At 40.4% G+C, this 17,700-nt stretch carries 23 protein-coding genes; 16 read left to right on the top strand and 7 right to left on the bottom strand.

Annotated elements, in window-relative coordinates; genetic code table 11:
• Positions 1-6: 6 nt before the first annotated feature.
• The 4 genes from CD004_RS08445 to CD004_RS08460 all read right to left on the bottom strand — a co-directional run bounded on the left by CD004_RS08445 (position 7) and on the right by CD004_RS08460 (position 4,489).
• Positions 7-1,947 (bottom strand): ABC transporter permease, encoded by a 1,941-nt coding sequence (locus tag CD004_RS08445; protein WP_102262348.1) that lies wholly within the window; start codon positions 1,945-1,947, stop codon positions 7-9.
• The gene (locus CD004_RS08450; RefSeq protein ID WP_102262349.1) at positions 1,937-2,698 is read right to left on the bottom strand and encodes an ABC transporter ATP-binding protein; all 762 of its coding nucleotides are present in this window, start codon (positions 2,696-2,698) and stop codon (positions 1,937-1,939) included. The genes CD004_RS08445 and CD004_RS08450 overlap by 11 nt, the downstream gene beginning before the upstream one ends.
• Positions 2,699-2,796: 98 nt before the next feature.
• Positions 2,797-3,801 carry a sensor histidine kinase gene (locus tag CD004_RS08455; RefSeq protein WP_102262350.1) on the bottom strand — a complete coding sequence of 335 codons (1,005 nt, stop codon included), beginning with the start codon at positions 3,799-3,801 and terminating at the stop codon, positions 2,797-2,799.
• On the bottom strand, positions 3,794-4,489 hold the full coding sequence (locus tag CD004_RS08460) for a response regulator transcription factor (protein WP_102262351.1): 696 nt from the start codon (positions 4,487-4,489) through the stop codon (positions 3,794-3,796). The genes CD004_RS08455 and CD004_RS08460 overlap by 8 nt, the downstream gene beginning before the upstream one ends.
• Before the next feature lie 141 nt (positions 4,490-4,630).
• Between CD004_RS08460 and CD004_RS08465 the strand changes: the two genes are divergently transcribed.
• From CD004_RS08465 to CD004_RS23715, 4 genes are all read left to right on the top strand, one after another.
• Entirely contained in the window at positions 4,631-5,155 is a 525-nt protein-coding gene (locus CD004_RS08465; protein WP_102262352.1) for a CBO0543 family protein, read from the top strand.
• Between the two features lie 148 nt (positions 5,156-5,303).
• Positions 5,304-6,071: an SDR family NAD(P)-dependent oxidoreductase gene (locus CD004_RS08470; protein WP_226675290.1), complete on the top strand. Its 768-nt coding sequence runs from the start codon at positions 5,304-5,306 to the stop codon at positions 6,069-6,071.
• Between the two features lie 102 nt (positions 6,072-6,173).
• Positions 6,174-6,875 (top strand): lysozyme family protein, encoded by a 702-nt coding sequence (locus CD004_RS08475; RefSeq protein ID WP_233434962.1) that lies wholly within the window; start codon positions 6,174-6,176, stop codon positions 6,873-6,875.
• A gap of 155 nt (positions 6,876-7,030) precedes the next feature.
• Entirely contained in the window at positions 7,031-7,180 is a 150-nt protein-coding gene (locus CD004_RS23715; RefSeq protein WP_158651509.1) for a hypothetical protein, read from the top strand.
• A gap of 40 nt (positions 7,181-7,220) precedes the next feature.
• On the opposite strand, the gene CD004_RS08480 is transcribed toward CD004_RS23715, so the two are convergent.
• Positions 7,221-7,856: an FMN-dependent NADH-azoreductase gene (locus CD004_RS08480; RefSeq protein ID WP_102262354.1), complete on the bottom strand. Its 636-nt coding sequence runs from the start codon at positions 7,854-7,856 to the stop codon at positions 7,221-7,223.
• 254 nt (positions 7,857-8,110) lie between these two features.
• Here CD004_RS08480 and sirA point away from each other — a divergent pair, with 254 nt between their 5' ends.
• Both sirA and CD004_RS08490 read left to right on the top strand, forming a co-directional pair.
• Positions 8,111-8,551 (top strand): sporulation inhibitor of replication protein SirA, encoded by a 441-nt coding sequence (gene sirA, locus CD004_RS08485; protein WP_102262355.1) that lies wholly within the window; start codon positions 8,111-8,113, stop codon positions 8,549-8,551.
• 156 nt (positions 8,552-8,707) lie between these two features.
• Complete coding sequence (locus CD004_RS08490; protein ID WP_041966564.1) at positions 8,708-8,923, top strand: YneF family protein; 216 nt, start codon at positions 8,708-8,710, stop codon at positions 8,921-8,923.
• Between the two features lie 314 nt (positions 8,924-9,237).
• Here CD004_RS08490 and CD004_RS23720 read toward each other — a convergent pair whose 3' ends face one another.
• Positions 9,238-9,399, bottom strand: coding sequence for a hypothetical protein (locus CD004_RS23720; protein ID WP_158651510.1), 162 nt, complete (start codon positions 9,397-9,399; stop codon positions 9,238-9,240).
• A gap of 140 nt (positions 9,400-9,539) precedes the next feature.
• Between CD004_RS23720 and CD004_RS08495 the strand changes: the two genes are divergently transcribed.
• The 5 genes from CD004_RS08495 to CD004_RS24425 all read left to right on the top strand — a co-directional run bounded on the left by CD004_RS08495 (position 9,540) and on the right by CD004_RS24425 (position 12,703).
• On the top strand, positions 9,540-9,995 hold the full coding sequence (locus CD004_RS08495; protein WP_102262356.1) for a GNAT family N-acetyltransferase: 456 nt from the start codon (positions 9,540-9,542) through the stop codon (positions 9,993-9,995).
• 12 nt (positions 9,996-10,007) lie between these two features.
• Positions 10,008-10,382 carry a DUF2750 domain-containing protein gene (locus CD004_RS08500; RefSeq protein ID WP_102262357.1) on the top strand — a complete coding sequence of 125 codons (375 nt, stop codon included), beginning with the start codon at positions 10,008-10,010 and terminating at the stop codon, positions 10,380-10,382.
• A gap of 76 nt (positions 10,383-10,458) precedes the next feature.
• Positions 10,459-11,754, top strand: a complete 1,296-nt coding sequence (locus CD004_RS08505) for an MFS transporter (RefSeq protein WP_102262358.1) — start codon at positions 10,459-10,461, stop codon at positions 11,752-11,754.
• A 118-nt stretch (positions 11,755-11,872) separates the two neighbouring features.
• Positions 11,873-12,514 (top strand): Type 1 glutamine amidotransferase-like domain-containing protein, encoded by a 642-nt coding sequence (locus tag CD004_RS08510; RefSeq protein WP_102262359.1) that lies wholly within the window; start codon positions 11,873-11,875, stop codon positions 12,512-12,514.
• A gap of 63 nt (positions 12,515-12,577) precedes the next feature.
• Positions 12,578-12,703 (top strand): hypothetical protein, encoded by a 126-nt coding sequence (locus CD004_RS24425; RefSeq protein ID WP_267892361.1) that lies wholly within the window; start codon positions 12,578-12,580, stop codon positions 12,701-12,703.
• Between the two features lie 309 nt (positions 12,704-13,012).
• Here the strand turns inward: CD004_RS24425 and CD004_RS08515 are convergent, their stop codons facing one another.
• Positions 13,013-13,366: a response regulator transcription factor gene (locus tag CD004_RS08515; protein ID WP_102262360.1), complete on the bottom strand. Its 354-nt coding sequence runs from the start codon at positions 13,364-13,366 to the stop codon at positions 13,013-13,015.
• 193 nt (positions 13,367-13,559) lie between these two features.
• Between CD004_RS08515 and CD004_RS08520 the strand changes: the two genes are divergently transcribed.
• From CD004_RS08520 to CD004_RS08540, 5 genes are read left to right on the top strand one after another with little or no spacing between them, the layout of a single operon-like run.
• Positions 13,560-14,201, top strand: a complete 642-nt coding sequence (locus CD004_RS08520) for a class I SAM-dependent DNA methyltransferase (RefSeq protein ID WP_102262361.1) — start codon at positions 13,560-13,562, stop codon at positions 14,199-14,201.
• Between the two features lie 29 nt (positions 14,202-14,230).
• Positions 14,231-14,929: a 5'-methylthioadenosine/S-adenosylhomocysteine nucleosidase gene (mtnN, locus tag CD004_RS08525; protein ID WP_102262362.1), complete on the top strand. Its 699-nt coding sequence runs from the start codon at positions 14,231-14,233 to the stop codon at positions 14,927-14,929.
• Positions 14,929-15,396 (top strand): S-ribosylhomocysteine lyase, encoded by a 468-nt coding sequence (locus tag CD004_RS08530; RefSeq protein WP_102262363.1) that lies wholly within the window; start codon positions 14,929-14,931, stop codon positions 15,394-15,396. Before mtnN ends, CD004_RS08530 begins: the two co-directional genes overlap by 1 nt.
• 15 nt (positions 15,397-15,411) lie before the next feature.
• Positions 15,412-16,335 carry a PLP-dependent cysteine synthase family protein gene (locus CD004_RS08535; RefSeq protein WP_102262364.1) on the top strand — a complete coding sequence of 308 codons (924 nt, stop codon included), beginning with the start codon at positions 15,412-15,414 and terminating at the stop codon, positions 16,333-16,335.
• Complete coding sequence (locus tag CD004_RS08540; RefSeq protein WP_102262365.1) at positions 16,336-17,469, top strand: bifunctional cystathionine gamma-lyase/homocysteine desulfhydrase; 1,134 nt, start codon at positions 16,336-16,338, stop codon at positions 17,467-17,469.
• Positions 17,470-17,700: the final 231 nt, after the last annotated feature.

Genomic DNA, 17,700 nt, shown 5'->3' on the forward strand with positions numbered 1-17,700 from the left:
TTTTTATCACAGTGCATTTTGGATTACCTTCTTTGCGTAGAGCACCGAAAGGATCCCGAAAATCGAGTATAATACAGTATAGAGAGTCATCACGATGAACATTGGCATCCAAAGTTCTGTCCCGAAAAGAAACCATCCCGACTTTACGGCAAAATAACTATGCATAAGGCCAATGACTAATGGTATGCCGAAGTTAAAAGCTTGTTTTGCCTGAATTCCTCTTAGTAAATCCCCTTGTGTAAAACCAAGTTTTCTCAATATCGTATAATTTGGCTTTTCATCTTCGCTTTGGTCCATTTGTTTAAAATAGAGGATGCAGCCTGAAGTAACGAGAAAAGTTAACCCAAGAAATCCGACTATAAACATGGCTAGTCCCATCTGTCTTTTTTGAATATTTGTGTTATCAAGTCGTGATTCATTCATGGCTTCTTCATTATACTTTTTCTCATTGAATAGGGTATTTGCTTTAATAAGATCCTTTCCTTCCTTAATATCAACCCCAATATAAAGTGACGAGCTTCTTTGGATAGAAGGATCCAAGTCACCCTTTAATTCTTTGAAGACGCTGTCGTCAACGACTGCAACCGGAGAACCACCAAAATATCTGGAGATTGGGTAATCTTTTTTCATTCCAAGATATTGCATGTAAAGGGTATTCTTATTGCCGATGAGCTCAATCGGTCCAGAGTCTTTCATGGAAATGAATTTCATCATGATGTCGCTGTAACCTGTCAGATACATTTCGTCTTTGGCAAGATCAAATCCAGCAACGGACTTTTCGCTTATTACAGAAACGCTCATTGCCTTAGGATCCTGAGTATACTCCTCCATTTTCATTCCGATAATATCCTCTGCATTCATCACGGCCTGGAGTACTTCGATTTTTGTTTCTCTAAAGGGAATTCCATTTGATTTCAAGTCTTCTTCAAACCGATTTGCGGCTTCATCTGTAACAAATGAAAAGTTAGCTGGAACATTGTTTTTCGCTATCTGTTCTGCCGAATAATAAGATATATAGCTTAAGGACAATAGTCCAATGGCCAGTCCAGATACAGTCGTGATGATCGTCAGAAGGACTGAGTTTGATTTCATCCGGAACATGATTGAAGATAAAGATAGCACTTCATTTATGTTCAAATACCCGCCCTTCTTTTTCCTGATCAGGTTGGCAATCGTGCTAACCGACCCTTTATAAAAAAGGTAGGTTCCAATGATGACGGAACCAAGGGTGAAAATCATCGCCAGGAACAAATGCATCATTGTCGTGAGGTTACCATTGAACAATTGGGTAGAAACATAATATCCCGCGATAATCAGCGCAATTCCGATAAACCCGACGAGCATTTCCAAAAGAGAAAGCTTTTTCACCCTTGATTCAGATGAAGATACAACATGGAACAAGGACAGAATGCTTTGCCTTTTTATAAAAATATAGTTCATAAGCATGATCACTCCATAAATACATGAGAATACGATCAATGTTTGAGTTAAAGCAGTACCAGAGAAGGTAAGGGAGGCAATCCCATCAACCTGGGTTATTTTGAATAATATCATCAGAATTAACTTTGATATGGAAAAGCCTAAAAATATCCCAATTGCCAATGAGAGATAATACAGGATCAAGTTTTCTGCGCTCAGAATCCTGAAAATTCTGCTCTTGGTCATACCAACTAATTGAAATAAGCCAATTTCCTTGCTTCTCCTTTTAATAAAAATGTTGTTGGCATACAGTAAAAATACCGTGACGATTCCTACAAGCAAAATGGAAGCCGCCTTGATTGCAGCGCCACCTTTAATGGTACCTTTTGTTTCGTCCAGTGCAGGATCGTATTGAAGGGTGACAAACGCAAAATACAAGGCAACACTGAACATAAGCGCAAAAATATATAGATAATAATTTTTTAAGTTTTTCTTCAAGTTGCGCAGCATGAGTTGATTAATGCTCATATTGAACGCCTCCCAACACACCTTGGGTTTTCATAATATCCTTGAAAAATGCCTGGCGTCCTTGATCTCCCTTAACCAATTCCGTAAAAATTTGACCGTCCTTTATGAAGATGACACGACTGGAATAGCTGGCAGCAACCGGATCGTGTGTTACCATCGCGATGGTCGCTGTTCTTTTAAGGTTCAATTCACTCAGCTTATTCAAGAGGTCGGAAGCCGATTTTGAATCAAGCGCACCTGTCGGTTCATCTGCAAAAATGATACTTGGTTCATGGATAAAGGCTCTTGCTGCTGAAGTACGCTGTTTTTGTCCACCCGAAATTTCATTTGGATATTTATTTTGGATATCGATGATTCCCAGTTCAGCAGCTAAAGCCTCGAACTTTTGGTCAGCCTCTTTCTTCGGTGTTTTACTGATAGACAATGGCAAAAGTATATTTTCTTTTACTGTCAGTGTATCAAGCAAATTGTAATCCTGAAATATGAACCCAAGATGATGCTTGCGGAATTGTGCAAGTTGTTTTTCCTTCATCCTTGTAATCTCATTTCCTTCTATCTTAATTGAACCATCACTGACACGGTCTATAGAGGATAAGACATTCAACAAAGTTGTTTTTCCAGAACCGGATGCACCCATGATACTGAGGAATTCACCCTTTTGAATCTTAATATCCAGTCCTTTTAAAACTTCCTGTTTATTGAATTTGTTGCCGTATGTTTTATATAGTTTATTAGCTTCTAAAACAATCATCTCTACACTTCCTTTCTTTGTTATCATCATTATAGAATCCAGCCATTTCCTTTTCCTTCGAATCAGCGAACAATCAACAAAGGCATGTGACATTTTTGTCACATGCCTGTTATCCGCACAAAATCATTACTTCTAGGAAAGGTAAGACTGAAATTACTTCCTTTTCCTGGCTGAGATTTCACCCCAATTTGAATCAAAAGCGGTTTAGCAGCCTTGCTTGCCAAATATAAGCCCATGCCTGATGCTGCTTTGTCCTGATGGTGGGCTGTTGAAGTAAAGCCCTTCTCAAAAATTCTTGGAAGGTCGCGAGATTCGATTCCTCTTCCTTGATCAATCACTTCCAACACAACCTGTCCGTTGCTTTCAAAGCTTCGTATCGATATATCTGAATCCTCACTGTACTTTACTGAATTCGTTAACAGCTGTCTAATAATGAAAGATAACCATTTTGCATCTGTTAATACTTCTTTTATCTGTAATTCAACTTCAAAACCAATGCCTTTTTGGATACACCATGACTGCAAATTCTTAATTTCTCCAAAAATTAAGGTTTCCAAATTTGTCGATTCAATATACAAGTCATTTTCCATAAAAGGAATCCGTTTTTTATGGAGTTGCTGGTCCAGTAAAAGATGGATCCGCAGCCATTCATACGTCAGCTCTTTCTTCAAGGAAGAATCGTTCAATCGATCAATCATAAGGTGCATGGCAGTAAGCGGTGTTTTTACTTCATGTATCCAGGAGAGTATTTCATCCTTTTCCTGCTCCAGCTGAAAATCATTTTCTTCTCCAGTTTTTCTCAAGCTTTCTGTTTGTTTGATAAAGCGATCTACGACCATTTTTTCAAATGGACTGAATGGTTCAGGGATTCGTGATAAGTCAAAAACGTCATCATGGTCTGCAAGCTCATGGTAAAATTTCATTTCCTTCTGAAAGCGAATGAACAAAAAGATAGCAAAGAGAATCGTAGATAAAAATGCATAATAAATAATTGAATTGAGAGGCAAAGCTGAATCGATATAGGCAATAAAGATTAATAGTACATGATGTGTAAAAAACATGATGATCCAACTGCGCCGTTCTCTCAGGTATGTTTTAACCATCTGTCATTTCCTCTTCAACCGCGATATATCCCTGTCCCACCTTTGTTTCTATTTTATTGCCTAAACCAAGCTCCTCAAGCTTTTTCCGAAGGCGATTAACGTTAACTGTCAATGTGTTATCACTAATAAACCGTTTATCCTCCCATAGGTTGTTTATGATTAAGTCACGGTCGACAATTTGATTTTTCTTTTCGATCAGTATTTTTAATATGAATATTTCATTCTTTGTTAATTCAATTGCGCCACGGCTATTAGTGAGCGTGTTTTTATCATAATCTATCGTAGCTCCGCACCATGTTTTCAGGTTACTTTGGATTGTGCTGTAATCATAGACTCTACGCAGGATGGCTTGGATTTTTGCAATCAGCACATCAAAATGGAATGGTTTTTGGATAAAATCATCCGCTCCAAGCTGCATGGACATCACTATGTCTGTAGGATGGTCCCTCGAAGACAGGAATATGATGGGCACATTTGAATGGGAACGAATCATCCTGCACCAGTGAAAGCCATTAAATTTAGGCAGTTGAATATCAATGATGACCAGATCTGGCTTAATGCTAGCGAATTCCTGCATAACTTTCTCAAAGTCGGAAATACCATATACATCGTAAGACCACGAAGACAGCCGAGCTTTAATTTCACTAAAAAGAGAAGAATCATCTTCAATCAACAATAATTTAAACATTATTTACACCACTCTTTTAAATTCTCCACTAATAATTCTATAGGAAAAATTTGTTACAGAACAGTTTTTTATAATTCATTATTAATTTAATTAATATCAAGATATTGGAAAAGCTATTATAAAAAAGCTGGAGTGTAACTCATGCATTTTATTTATAATGGTCTATTTCTTATTGCAGGATTCATTTGGGGTGACTGGAAGCGCTGGCGAGAATACTATCCTACGATCCTTTACTATTTTACTGGAGATTTACTGAAATTTGCTTTGCTTTACAATTACTCCATGTGGACCTATCAAGAGACAATTTTTGGAGAAGGAATCCTTAGGAATCATACAATCATCTCCTTAATGATCATGGTTATTGTTTATCCTTCAACCATCCTGATATACCTTGGCAGATTTCCACAAACGAGGTGGAAGAAGCTAGTGTGGGTTTCCTTTTGGGCATTCCTTTATACATTCGTTGAGTTCATCAATGAAAAGTATTTGAATTTAATAAATCATCACCATGGCTGGAACATAGGTTGGTCACTGTTGTTCAACTTCGTTATGTTTTCATTGCTGAGAATTCATTTCAAAAATCCTCTTTTAGCATGGGGCTTGTCAATACCGTGGGTAATCTATTTACTGAACGTCTTTAATGTTCCAATTGGGAGGATGAAATAAGGCGCCTCGATCTCTATGGAAATATTAACAAACAAGTTATGATATGTTTGAACTCCCAATAAATCTTCCATACGCATGTAAAATTGCAGCTAAACTGGACAAATATGAGTGAAGACAAAATAAAACGGGAAAAGCCAAAGGGATCTATATGAAGAAAGGGATGACAGAGATGAGAGGAAGCTTAGAGGGAAAGGTAGTCATTGTAACTGGAGGATCAAATGGAATTGGCAAAGGGATAGCAAAGGCATTTGTTAAGGAACAGGCCATTGTCTGCATTGCTGATTTAGATGAGAAAAAGGGCGAAGAAGTTATCACCTTGCTGGAAGGTATGGATGGGACTTCTTCCTTTTATAAAACAGACGTAAGGAAAGAAGAAGATATATTAAATCTAGTAGAAAGTGTACTTAAAGATTATGGCAAAATTGATATTTTAATTAATAATGCCGGGGTATCCAGATTCAAGCCACTATTTGAGCTGACAACTGCCGAGTGGGAGGATGTAGTGTTCACAAACCTTAGGAGCGTTTTCATCGGTTCACGTGAAGCTGCCCGAAGGATGAAAGCAGGTGGAAGAATCATCAATATAGCTTCTACAAGAGCAACAATGTCTGAGCCAAACTCAGAAGCATATGCTTCATCGAAAGGCGGAATCGTTGCTTTGACACATGCCCTGGCAGCCTCACTTCAAGAAAAGGGAATCACTGTCAACTCAATAAGTCCTGGCTGGGTCCAGACAGAGGATTATGACGAACTCAGGGAGAAGGATCATCTTCAGCATTGGTCCAATCGTGTCGGAAAACCTGAAGATATAGCCAAGGCGTGCCTCTATTTGGCTGATCCGGATAACGATTTTATTAATGGCCAGGACTTGGTCATCGATGGTGGAATGACACGCAAAATGATTTATGAAGAATAATTAAATGAAAGGGAGCTGCGAAAAATAATGAAAGCGGCTCCCTTTCAACATTCTATTATTTTTTATAAAATAGGAGAGAAGAGTACAATATTTGGGAGAGAAATGATGGGAAAGTACAAGAAAAGCAGGCCTAAAAAGAAAAAGCAGGTCCAGATAAATTTCAATCTGGCAATCTTATTGTTCATCGCCTTCATTGGATTTTTTCTGCTCGATAGATTCCAGGATTTATATAATCAGAGTTTCAGAAAAATTAATGTAGGTGTGAATAGTTCAATAGGAGAAGTTGCCAAGTATACCCCGATGATTGAGGAAGAATTGAAAAGGGTGGGGCTGGACGAACATACCATCACAGTCGCCGCGTTGATGATGCAGGAAAGCAGGGGGAAGGGCGGCGACCCTATGCAAGCCTCTGAATCTGCTGGCCTTGCACCAAATACGATTCAGGACCCAGAACAAAGCGTCCAGCAAGGCGTAAAATATTTCCATCGAGTTGTGGAGTATGGAAATAAAATGCAAGTTGATTTCCCGGCAGTCATCCAGTCCTACAATATGGGAATTGGTTATATTGATTTTGTAGCAAAAAACGGTGGGAAGCATAGCGAGGAGCTGGCAAAAAAATTCTCGATGATCCAGGTTAAGAAAAATCCGCAAACTTATAATTGCGGAGGAGATAAGAACAATTTCCGCTATCCGTATTGTTATGGTGATTTCACATATAGCACAAAAGTCGCAAAACATATGGAATCAATTACGGTTAGTAATCCAGGTAATTTAAACGAGGCAAGTACGAAGCGTTCTTTTTAAATAGAGTGAGTGATATGACAACAGAGTCAAAACATCCGAATAGTCGGGTGTTTTTTTGTTAAAGAAAATTTTTCGGATAAAGCAGGAAAAAAGAATGAACACGGTAAATATATTAGTAACAAATACCCATAATAATAATCAGGAGGTGTGTGTAAATGTTTGAATATGGAAAGGACATTCCACTGGACGGCGCGGCAGTAAATCAGGTGGCTCACCAAGCAAACTCTGAAGAACAGGCAATCTCTGAAGATGCTGTTTACAGTTTTGACCATCGCAAAGATATTCCATTGGACGGAGTAAAATGATTCAGTAAAAAAAGCCTGAAAACAGGCTTTTTTTTCTGGACTAAAATTGTTTTGCCAGCTCATTTGCACGCTGGATGGCTTGTTGTTTGATATCCTGAGCTTTATCTGGCGTAGCTGCCATGCCTTCTACCGCCAGTGTTTCAACATCAGTCACACCCATGAAGGCAAGAACTGCACGAAGATAACGATCGCCAAATTCCAGATCTTTAGCAGGACCCTCTGAGTACACACCGCCGCGTGCCTGGATATGAAGGGCTTTTTTACCACCTAGCAAACCAACCGGTCCTTCTGCAGTATACTTAAATGTCTTACCGGCAATTGCAATATTGTCAATATAAGCTTTCATTTTTGGAGGGAAACTGAAATTCCATAAAGGAGTCGCAAAGATGTACTTATCTCCTGCGATAAATTGGTCTGTCAGTTGATTGATCGAGCTGACTTTTTGCTTTTCATCATCACTTAGCTGTTCGAAAGCAGATCCTTGCTGTAATTTGCCCCAGCCACTGAAAACGTCTGTATCAATGAACGGAACGTCCATTTTATAAAGATCAAGTCTTATAACTTCATCGTTAGGGTTGTTTTCACGGTATGCTTTAATGAATTCCTCCCCAACTGATAGACTGAATGATTCCTCAACTGGTTTAGGATTCGCTGTAATGTAAAGTACTGTAGCCATGCATAGTCATCCTTTCTCTTTTCTGATTAACATTGATATATTCCCCTGATAACAACCTAGTATTCCTTTTCTTGTATAAAAAGTTGTTAAACTCCTATTTCCGAGACAACTAAATTTTCGGGTTTTATAATGAAAAAGTAAGAAAGTTTTGAATTCGACATAATTAGTGCATTTTTTCGGCATCTTTAGACAAACGCTGACTGAACGTTTTTCTATAATAAAGACAAAAGCTTGTCTGCAGAGGAGGGGATCAGATGAGATCCTACCAGCTATATCTAATAGAAGATGAATTTGCCTCCCATTATTTCGGAAGAGAACGGATGTTTTATCAATTGTTTTTGGAATATAGTCAAGCAAACGACGATTTGAAATCTATCATTGCCAAGCAAGTCAAGTTCGTGACAAAATCCATTCCTGTGCTTCGCATCCATCAGCTCCTGCATCAACAGCTTTCCAAGGCAAAAGGATTTCATGTAGAGAACGGCACATATATTTTTGAAAATAATACAAATAACAGTTTAGCCACACTTAGAGTCCATGAGAGATGGCTAGAATTGGACTCCCGTGGGCAAGTAGACGCGGAAACAGTATTTTTTGAAATCCTCCGGAAATGTGAATCATCATTCCTGGCTATCGATCTCGAATCAAACAAATACGGTTGGCTCAAGCCGATTAAAGAACGTAAATATGTATAATGTAAGTTGATTCTCTCATTGCTAATTGTTTTTGTGCAATAAATGCAAAAATTTTTCAAAATGAGCTGATTTAATAGAGAAAAAAAACTGCAGATATTGTATAATAGCTGTTGGTTTAGTACACTGTATGTTAGACAACATGAAGGAGGAAGTTTTATGTGGGATCTAATTCTAGTTGGTATACTGGCATTAGTTGTCGGTGTAGCGCTAGGATTTTTCATTGCTCGTAAATATATGGAGAGCTACTTAAAGAAAAATCCGCCAATTAACGAACAAATGCTTAAAATGATGATGATGCAGATGGGTATGAAACCATCCCAGAAGAAAATCAATCAAATGATGTCAGCAATGAACAAGCAGACAGGAAAATAATAACGGACAAGCACTCATTCATTAGCGATGAGTGCTTTTCTTATTGTAGAGTCTCTTAAGTACATTTTAATGGGTGTATGGAATCAAAATGTCTAAGAAGAAGGGTTTAATGGACATTTTGAGTTGTGGATTGAATTGAAATGTCTAAGAAGAAGGGTTTAATGGACATTTTGAAATACGGATTAAATCAAAAGGTCCTAAGAAAATGGATTTAAGGGACATTTAATTGTGGTAAACGGAATTGAAGGTTCAAGAAGAACTTAATCCATCGCAACCATTAAAATGACTAGATAAAAATAACGCCGGAAATGGCGTTATTTTTGCTTCTTTGCTTTGTCTCCAGCCTTATTCTTAGTGCCTTGCTGAAAAATAGAATCGAAAAATTCGTCTGCAGTTTCCATAACACCGCCGTGAAGCTGGCCGTCAGCACCGACTTTGTTTTTATCACCTTTAACTGGATTATGAATTCTTACCATAGAAAATACACCTCCTATAATTAGGCTTTGTTATCAAAGGTCAAAATAACCGGGCCTACAGCAAATGTTAAACAATGGCAGGACATCTGTTGGCAAATACAGAATATGAAACGTAAGGAATTTTAAAAAGGGGATTACATATGTATCAATATTTCAACGGACTTGTCATACGGGAAGGCACGGAAGGGATTCCGGCAGAAAAGGTTGAGAAGCTTTTTAAAGATGCTGGCTGGGCAAGGAACACTCCAGAATGGCAAAAAGAAAAGTTTTCACTGATATTCAAAAATGCCACCTGGGCATTTACTGTTTGGGACCAAAATGAAATGGTCGGGATGGTAAGGGTCATCTCGGATCAGATAATGGCAGCGAATATTATGGACCTGGCCGTCTTATCGGCATATCGTGGAAAAGGCATTGGCCAGAAACTCGTGAAGCTTTGCGTGCAAAAGCTTCCCCATGGAGATTGGTTTGCCCATACTTCAGCGGACAATTTTAGCTTCTATGATAAATGCGGTTTTGAGGTAAAGGATCTTTCGCAAAATGGAACTTGCGCGTATTATGGTTACATTCAGGCACGTAAAGATGGACATAGATAGGAGAGCTATAATTTGAATCAACGTGAATTTGAAGCAGTCATCAGGCAGCCAGCAGCTATAAGGTATGAATACTTCATTAAAAAATCAGCAGATTATGAAGAGGTATGGGGACTATATAACGAAGGCTGGGCAACTGCTCAAGATGACTTGGGCAATACGCTGATCCCATTCTTCCCAAATGAGAAGTTCGCGGAAACCTTTGCGAAGAAAGAATGGGCAGGCTTTACACCAAAAAGAATTGATTTGGATCACTTCCTCGAAAACTGGCTCCCGGGTATGAAATCTGACGGAGTCAAGCCTTCCATTTTTCCAACGGATATAGATTCTGCCGTAATCAATGTGGATACGCTGAGGGAAGATTTAGAAGCTGAGCTGGAGAAGTATTGAATTTTATGATATCCACGATATACCCAATATGGTATAATTGCTTCATCATGATTTTAAGAAAGAGAGAGCTGGAAAAATGTCACGTCAAACTGAAGATGCAGCGGCTTTGGAGAGTCAACCCGGGTGGTTGCAAGCTTATGTAGAATCACCTGAAAAACAAAAAGCTTTATATAAAAGGACATTATTAATAGTTGTTTTATCCCAGATTTTCGGCGGTGCAGGTCTTGCTGCAGGCATTACTGTGGGGGCGCTGTTGGCTAAAGATATGCTTGGCACGGATAGTGTTGCCGGTCTTCCGATAGCCCTGTTCACCCTGGGATCTGCTGGAGCGGCTCTCGTAGTCGGTCGCCTTTCGCAACGCTACGGTAGGCGGGCTGGCTTGGCTTCTGGTTTTTTAACTGGCGGAATTGGTGCCATTGGGGTTATCATCGCTGCAGTAACGAATAATATCTTTCTGCTCTTTGCAGCACTGTTGGTATACGGTGCTGGAAGTGCGACGAATTTACAGGCACGGTACGCAGGGACAGACCTGGCCAGTGCGAAACAACGTGCAACAGCAGTCAGTATCGCGATGGTCTCTACTACGTTTGGCGCTGTAGCCGGTCCTAACCTTGTCGAGGTCATGGGGGAGTTTGCCATTTCTGTAGGGGTACCGGCTTTGTCAGGACCATTCATTCTCGCAGCCGCAGCCTATATCGTTGCTGGATTAGTGTTATTGTTTTTCCTGCGCCCAGATCCGTATGTGGTCGCAAGGGCGATTGCATTGGCAGAACGGAATGCTAAAGCAAGTTCTCCTGATTATGTAGAGGAAGAACTTGTAACGGATAAAAGGGGTATCGGAGTTGCAGCCCTTATTATGATCCTTACACAAATTGTGATGGTAGCGATCATGACGATGACACCGGTGCATATGGGCAGCCATGGACATGGTTTAAGCGCTGTAGGGATGGTAATTGGGTTCCATATTGGAGCTATGTATCTGCCTTCTCTTTTGACTGGTGTACTTGTTGATAAGATCGGGCGTGCGACGATGGCGGTCGCTTCAGGAGTTACACTGCTGATTTCCGGGGTTATTGCTGCTGTTGCACCAGGTGAATCCATGCTTTGGATTACCCTTGCACTAATTCTTCTCGGCCTAGGCTGGAATTTTGGTCTGATTAGCGGAACCGCACTGCTAGTCGATGCGACAAATCCAACAAACCGCGCAAAAATGCAAGGAACTGTGGATGTGATGGTCGCCTTGTCAGGGGCCTCGGGCGGGATGCTTTCCGGAATGGTCGTTGCAAATTCAAGCTTTGCCTTCCTGTCGCTGGCAGGAGGGGTAATATCCTTAGTTTTAATACCATTTGTGATTTGGTCAAATAAAAAGTAAATGTTTTTCTGAAGAGTCTGGATGTTCCAGGCTCTTTTTATTTGATCCTTTTAGCAGGTTTATACAGTTACTTTATCGAATTTATTTTGATGAAAATTTGTTGAAAGAGTTGGTCTAGATGTTTAAATTAGTGTTGCTGAGTGATTTAAAAAATATGAATCCCGCTTTAAAGAACAGAATTAAGGAATTAGCAGGTTCAAAGCCTTTTAAGTTAGCTTATATCCCATCGCGAACTGATAAAGAAAGATGGTATTTTGAAAAAGCCAGGCCAGAGTTAACGAGTTGGGGTGTTACAGACTTCTTTTATTTTGATGTAGATCAAGAGTTCGAGGAATCACAGTTGGACGAGTTTAAAAGCTGTGACGGCATTTTCCTGTCAGGGGGGAATACATATCTATTATTGAAAAACCTGCAGGAAAAAAACATCGTCACCTACATTAAAGAAATGGTTCAAGAAGGAAAAACGTTAATCGGTGTAAGTGCTGGAAGCATCATTATGTCCAAATCAATCAAGATTGCCGGATTTCATGATCAAAACGAAGTTCAGTTGTGTGAATTAAACGGTTTAGGACTGGTAGACTTTGAGTTTATGCCGCATTGGAACAGAGAAAAACATCAGCTGGACGAACTTTTAGAATATTCTCTTCTCCAGGAAGAAAGCATTTTTACCTGCCGTGATGGCGATGGAATTGTCATTGACGGAGAAAAGATAGAGTTTTATGGAGAAATAAAAGAAATCCGAAAAGGTGAATTGTTATAAATTACTTAAAAAGCATGCTATACAATGCTCAATCGGACAAACTGACGGTGGAAGCCTAGAAAAATGTCCGATAGAAGGGCTCTAACGGACAAACGGAAGGTGGAAATCGAGAAAAATGTCCGAAAGAAGAGCTCTAACGGACAAACGGAAGGCGGTAACCGAGAAAAGTGTCCGAAAGAAGAGCTCTAACGGATAAACGGAGGGTGGAAGCCTAGAAAAATGTCCGATAGAAGGGCTCTAACGGACAAACGGAAGGTGGAAACCGAGAAAAGTGTCCGAAAGAAGAGCTCTAACGGACAAACGGAAGGTGGAAGCCGAGAGAAATGTCCGATAGAAGAGCTCTAACGGACAAACGGAAGGCGGTAACCGAGAAAAGTGTCCGAAAGAAGAGCTCTAACGGACAAACGGAAGGTGGAAGCCGAGAGAAGTGTCCGATAGAAGAGCTCTAACGGACAAACAGAGTTTGGAAATCAAAAGTAGTGTCCGGTAGAGGTCAAACTATAACAGATCTTTTATTTTCGAAACTACATCCTTTGGGCTGAATGGCTTCAAAATGTATTCGCTGGCCCCTAATTCTTCTCCTCGTTTAAGGTCATGAGCTTCCCCTTTAGCAGAAAGCATGATCACGGGTGTGTCTTTAGTTTTCCTGATTTCCTCCAATACTGAAAAACCATCTCTTCCTGGCATTAAAATGTCCAGGATGATGATGTCAAAGGAATCCTGCAGCGCCTTCTCCAAAGCCTCATCGCCATTGTCTGCGACTTCCACAATAAAAGCTTCTCTTTCTAAGTACATCTTTAATAAATGGCTAATTCTTTGCTCATCCTCAGCAACTAGCACTCTCTTCCCCATGTTATCCCCCTGAAATGTCTGTGTTTATAGTAAGTATACACTATTGTTGAGTTGTTTTCTTCAATGTGGAGGCAATTTAATCCCGATAAAATAAATTGATTTAGAAAATTGAATATGCTAATATGTGACCTATAATATTTTAATTCATACTATACATATAGGAATTATAATAATTAAAAAGTGGGTGAATAATTTGGGTAGAGAATTTATCCCCTTATTTGACGAATGGGCTGAGTTTTACGACGAAACGGTTTCTGGGCAAGACGTTGAATATAAAGATGTTTTTGAAGATTATGAGGAAATATTAGATTTAGTAGCTAAAAAGTCAAAGGGTAGAGTACTTGAATTTGGTGTTGGGACTGGGAATCTTACCGAAAAACTAATTGGCTTGGGCAGAGAGGTATATGGAGTAGAGCCTTCAAAAGTCATGAGGGAAAAAACGAAGGCTCGGTTCATGAAGCTAGAATTATACGATGGAGATTTTATTCAATTTCCAAACCTTCCTGAAAAAATAGATTCAATTGTCAGTACTTATGCTTTTCATCATTTAACTGATGATGAAAAGGATACCGCCATAAAGCTATACAGCGAAATGTTAGAAACAGGTGGAAAGATCGTATTTGCGGATACTGCTTTTTTAAATGAAAGAGACCGTAACGAAAGGCATAGGATAGTAAAGGAACAGGGATACGTGAATCTCCTTAAGGATTTGCAGAGTGAGTACTATACGACTCTTGATGTACTGAAGCTGATTTTTGAGAGACATGGTTTCCAGGTTAATTTTGAAAAGTTAAACTCCTATGTTTGGCTAATGGAAGCTGTGAAAGAAAAGTAAAATTATAGATAGTATGGGGGAGAGGCACGATGAGAGTTGGGATTATCGGTGCAATGGATGAAGAAGTAGATTTGCTTCGCAGTAAACTCAAAGACAGAGAAGATATCTATCTTGCTGGAAGTGAATTTTATCAAGGAGAGATTGATAGCTTGCAAGTAGTCCTGCTGAAGTCAGGAATCGGCAAAGTAAATGCGGCAATGGGGACAGCGATCCTTATTGATAAATTCCAACCCGATGTCATCATCAATACAGGTTCTGCAGGCGGTTTTCATAAAAACCTGAATGTCGGTGATGTCGTCATTTCGACAGAAGTAAGGCATCACGATGTTGATGTCACAATCTTTGGATACGAATATGGCCAGGTACCAAGGATGCCTGCTTACTTCGCCCCAGATGAAAAGCTTGTCACAGTCGCGTTAACGAGTGCTGAAAAGATTGACGGCATCCAGATTGTTAAAGGCTTGATCGCTTCAGGTGATTCCTTCATGAATGACCCGGAAAGGGTAGAATTCATCAGGACCAAGCTGCCTGATTTGTATGCAGCAGAAATGGAGGCGGCAGCAATCGCCCAGGTGGCCCATCAATTCGAAGTGCCATTTGTTATCATCAGGTCGCTTTCCGATATTGCAGGGAAAGATTCAAATATCTCGTTTGATCAATTCTTGGAAACGGCCGCGAAAAATTCCGCAGAACTAATTTTACTAATGTTAGAGGAGTTGAAGAAGTAATGGTAAAGAAAATGAATGTTGAAAGCTTTAATTTAGATCATACGAAGGTGGCCGCACCATATATCCGTTTAGCAGGAACAACACAAGGTGCCAATGGCGATGTGATTCACAAGTATGATATCCGATTCTGCCAGCCGAACAAGGAGCATATGGAGATGCCAGGTCTTCATTCACTTGAACATTTAATGGCCGAAAATATCCGCAATCACCATGGAAGTGTCGTCGATATCAGTCCGATGGGCTGCCAGACAGGGTTTTACCTATCGGTGATCAACCATGATGATTACGACAATATTCTTGAAGTGTTAGAAAAGACTCTGAAGGATGTGCTTGAAGCAGATGAGGTTCCTGCCTGCAACGAAATCCAGTGCGGCTGGGCAGCGAGCCACAGCCTTGAGGGAGCAAAAGAAATTGCTGCAAAAATGCTGGCAAAGAAAGATGAGTGGCGCCAGGTATTTGCTGAATAAGGAGAGTTAAATGCAATGACGCTTTACCGCAGTATTCATGAATTGATCGGACATACACCTATGGTTGAACTCACCCGATTCCGCCTGCCTAACGATGTACGTTTGTTTGCCAAATTAGAATACTTAAACCCGGGAGGCAGTATTAAAGACCGACTGGGATTAGAGTTAATCGATGAGGCGTTCCGTACAGGTAAGTTGGAAAAAGGCGGCACTCTTATTGAGCCTACTGCCGGGAACACGGGGATCGGGCTGGCGCTGGCAGCAATCAACAAAGGGATTAATGTTATCTTTGTAGTGCCGGAAAAGTTCAGCTTAGAAAAACAAACGTTGATGAGGGCACTTGGTGCGAATATCATCCATACACCTACTTCGGAAGGAATGGCTGGAGCAATTCGAAAAACAGAGCAATTGCTTGAAGAGATTCCTAATTCATACTCACCATCGCAATTTTCCAATCCGTCAAATCCGGAAACTTATTATAAGACGCTGGGACCTGAGGTTTGGCAAGACCTAGATGGAGAAATTGATATTTTCGTAGCTGGTGCCGGTACCGGGGGAACTTTCATGGGTACTGCAAAATTTTTAAAAGAAAAAAATCCAATGATAAAGACCGTCATTGTTGAACCCGAAGGATCGATTCTTAACGGAGGCCAGTCAGGCCCTCATAAAACAGAAGGAATCGGCATGGAATTCCTTCCGAAATATATGGACACTGCTTTATTTGATGACATCTATACCATCTCCGATCAAGATGCATTTGACACCGTGAAAGAACTCGCGGCTAGAGAGGGAATACTTGCTGCAAGCTCGTCTGGCGCAGCTCTTCACGCAGCTTTACAAGAAGCACGAAAAGCCCCTCCTGGCACAAACATCGTGACAGTCTTTCCAGACGGAAGCGAGCGTTATCTAAGCAAAAAAATTTACGAGGGGGGAATTTAAATGAAGCGCAAAACAAAAATGATTCACGGAGGAATACCTGGAGATAAAACTACAGGTGCTGTATCGTTTCCAATTTATCAAGTAAGTACTTACAAGCAAGAGGATGTAGGAGTCCATAAGGGCTACGAATATTCACGGACAGGTAATCCAACCAGGTTTGCTCTTGAAGAGTTGATCAAGGATCTAGAGGAAGGTAAACGAGGATTTGCCTTTGGTTCCGGAATGGCGGCAATCACAGCAGTGATGATGCTCTTTAACTCTGGAGACCACATCATCCTGACAGATGATGTATATGGCGGTACTTACAGGATTATGAACAAGGTGCTTAACCGTATCGGCATTGAATCCACATTCGTTGACACAACGGACCTTGAAGCAGTAAAGGCAGCTATTAAGCCAAATACTAAAGCATTGTATATCGAGACACCAACAAATCCGCTTTTAAAGGTAACGGACATTAAGGCATGCGCAGAGCTGGCAAAAGAAAATGATTTGCTGACGATCGTTGACAACACCTTCAGCACACCATACTGGCAGACGCCGTTGACTTTGGGTGCTGATATGGTCCTTCATTCTGCAACTAAATATCTTGGAGGGCACAGCGATGTAGTGGCAGGACTAGTCGTCGTGAATGATGGTCAGCTTGCCGATGATCTTCATTTTGTTCAAAATTCCACAGGTGGGATTTTAGGTCCGCAAGACTCCTGGCTATTAGTGAGAGGCATCAAGACACTCGGACTCCGTATGGAAGCCCACGAGACGAACACGGAGAAAATCGTTAATTTCCTTTCTGGCCACAAGAGTGTAGAAAAAGTGTATTACCCAGGACTGGAATCGCATGCGCAGCATTCTATCGCGAAGGAACAGGCAGGCGGCTTCGGCGGTATGGTCAGCTTCGATGTAGGAAGCGCTGAAAAAGCAGCTGAGGTACTGAGCAAAGTTAGATATTTCACCCTTGCAGAAAGCCTTGGAGCAGTAGAGAGCTTAATCTCTGTTCCGGCGAAAATGACTCATGCTTCCATCCCAGCAGAGCGTAGAGCAGAACTTGGGATTACAGACGGGTTAATCCGGATTTCTGTAGGAATTGAAGACGTTGAGGATTTAATTGAGGATTTGAAGCAGGCTTTACAATAGAAAGAAAGATTAATATTTACATTGTAGTGATTAGCGCCTTAAAATAGAGATTTGTGAGAATTTAGGTCACCAAGCTGATTGGTGACCTGAATTTTAAAATTTTTGAAAAACAGGTCATCAATAAAGCCGATTGGCGTCCTAAAATTCAAGATTAGCGAAAAACAGGTCACCAATAGAATAATAGAATGTAAATAGGCACCGGATTCAACCGGTGCCTTAATTTGATCCACA

Source organism: Mesobacillus jeotgali, assembly GCF_002874535.1.
Classification (GTDB): Bacteria; Bacillota; Bacilli; order Bacillales; family Cytobacillaceae; genus Mesobacillus; species Mesobacillus jeotgali.

Bases quoted from the DNA above. Each gene is read 5' to 3' on its own strand.
- CD004_RS08530 (WP_102262363.1), top strand. From the start codon at position 14,929: ATGGTAAAGAAAATGAATGTTGAAAGCTTTAATTTAGATCATACGAAG.
- CD004_RS08490 (WP_041966564.1), top strand. From the start codon at position 8,708: ATGTGGGATCTAATTCTAGTTGGTATACTGGCATTAGTTGTCGGTGTA.
- CD004_RS08480 (WP_102262354.1), bottom strand. From the start codon at position 7,856: ATGGCTACAGTACTTTACATTACAGCGAATCCTAAACCAGTTGAGGAA.
- CD004_RS08455 (WP_102262350.1), bottom strand. From the start codon at position 3,801: ATGGTTAAAACATACCTGAGAGAACGGCGCAGTTGGATCATCATGTTT.
- sirA (WP_102262355.1), top strand. From the start codon at position 8,111: ATGAGATCCTACCAGCTATATCTAATAGAAGATGAATTTGCCTCCCAT.
- CD004_RS24425 (WP_267892361.1), top strand. From the start codon at position 12,578: ATGTCCGATAGAAGGGCTCTAACGGACAAACGGAAGGTGGAAATCGAG.
- CD004_RS08460 (WP_102262351.1), bottom strand. From the start codon at position 4,489: ATGTTTAAATTATTGTTGATTGAAGATGATTCTTCTCTTTTTAGTGAA.
- CD004_RS08540 (WP_102262365.1), top strand. From the start codon at position 16,336: ATGAAGCGCAAAACAAAAATGATTCACGGAGGAATACCTGGAGATAAA.
- CD004_RS08475 (WP_233434962.1), top strand. From the start codon at position 6,174: ATGATGGGAAAGTACAAGAAAAGCAGGCCTAAAAAGAAAAAGCAGGTC.
- CD004_RS08515 (WP_102262360.1), bottom strand. From the start codon at position 13,366: ATGGGGAAGAGAGTGCTAGTTGCTGAGGATGAGCAAAGAATTAGCCAT.
- mtnN (WP_102262362.1), top strand. From the start codon at position 14,231: ATGAGAGTTGGGATTATCGGTGCAATGGATGAAGAAGTAGATTTGCTT.
- CD004_RS08505 (WP_102262358.1), top strand. From the start codon at position 10,459: ATGTCACGTCAAACTGAAGATGCAGCGGCTTTGGAGAGTCAACCCGGG.
- CD004_RS08510 (WP_102262359.1), top strand. From the start codon at position 11,873: ATGTTTAAATTAGTGTTGCTGAGTGATTTAAAAAATATGAATCCCGCT.
- CD004_RS08470 (WP_226675290.1), top strand. From the start codon at position 5,304: ATGAAGAAAGGGATGACAGAGATGAGAGGAAGCTTAGAGGGAAAGGTA.
- CD004_RS08535 (WP_102262364.1), top strand. From the start codon at position 15,412: ATGACGCTTTACCGCAGTATTCATGAATTGATCGGACATACACCTATG.
- CD004_RS08445 (WP_102262348.1), bottom strand. From the start codon at position 1,947: ATGAGCATTAATCAACTCATGCTGCGCAACTTGAAGAAAAACTTAAAA.
- CD004_RS08450 (WP_102262349.1), bottom strand. From the start codon at position 2,698: ATGATTGTTTTAGAAGCTAATAAACTATATAAAACATACGGCAACAAA.
- CD004_RS23720 (WP_158651510.1), bottom strand. From the start codon at position 9,399: ATGGTAAGAATTCATAATCCAGTTAAAGGTGATAAAAACAAAGTCGGT.
- CD004_RS08465 (WP_102262352.1), top strand. From the start codon at position 4,631: ATGCATTTTATTTATAATGGTCTATTTCTTATTGCAGGATTCATTTGG.
- CD004_RS23715 (WP_158651509.1), top strand. From the start codon at position 7,031: ATGTTTGAATATGGAAAGGACATTCCACTGGACGGCGCGGCAGTAAAT.
- CD004_RS08495 (WP_102262356.1), top strand. From the start codon at position 9,540: ATGTATCAATATTTCAACGGACTTGTCATACGGGAAGGCACGGAAGGG.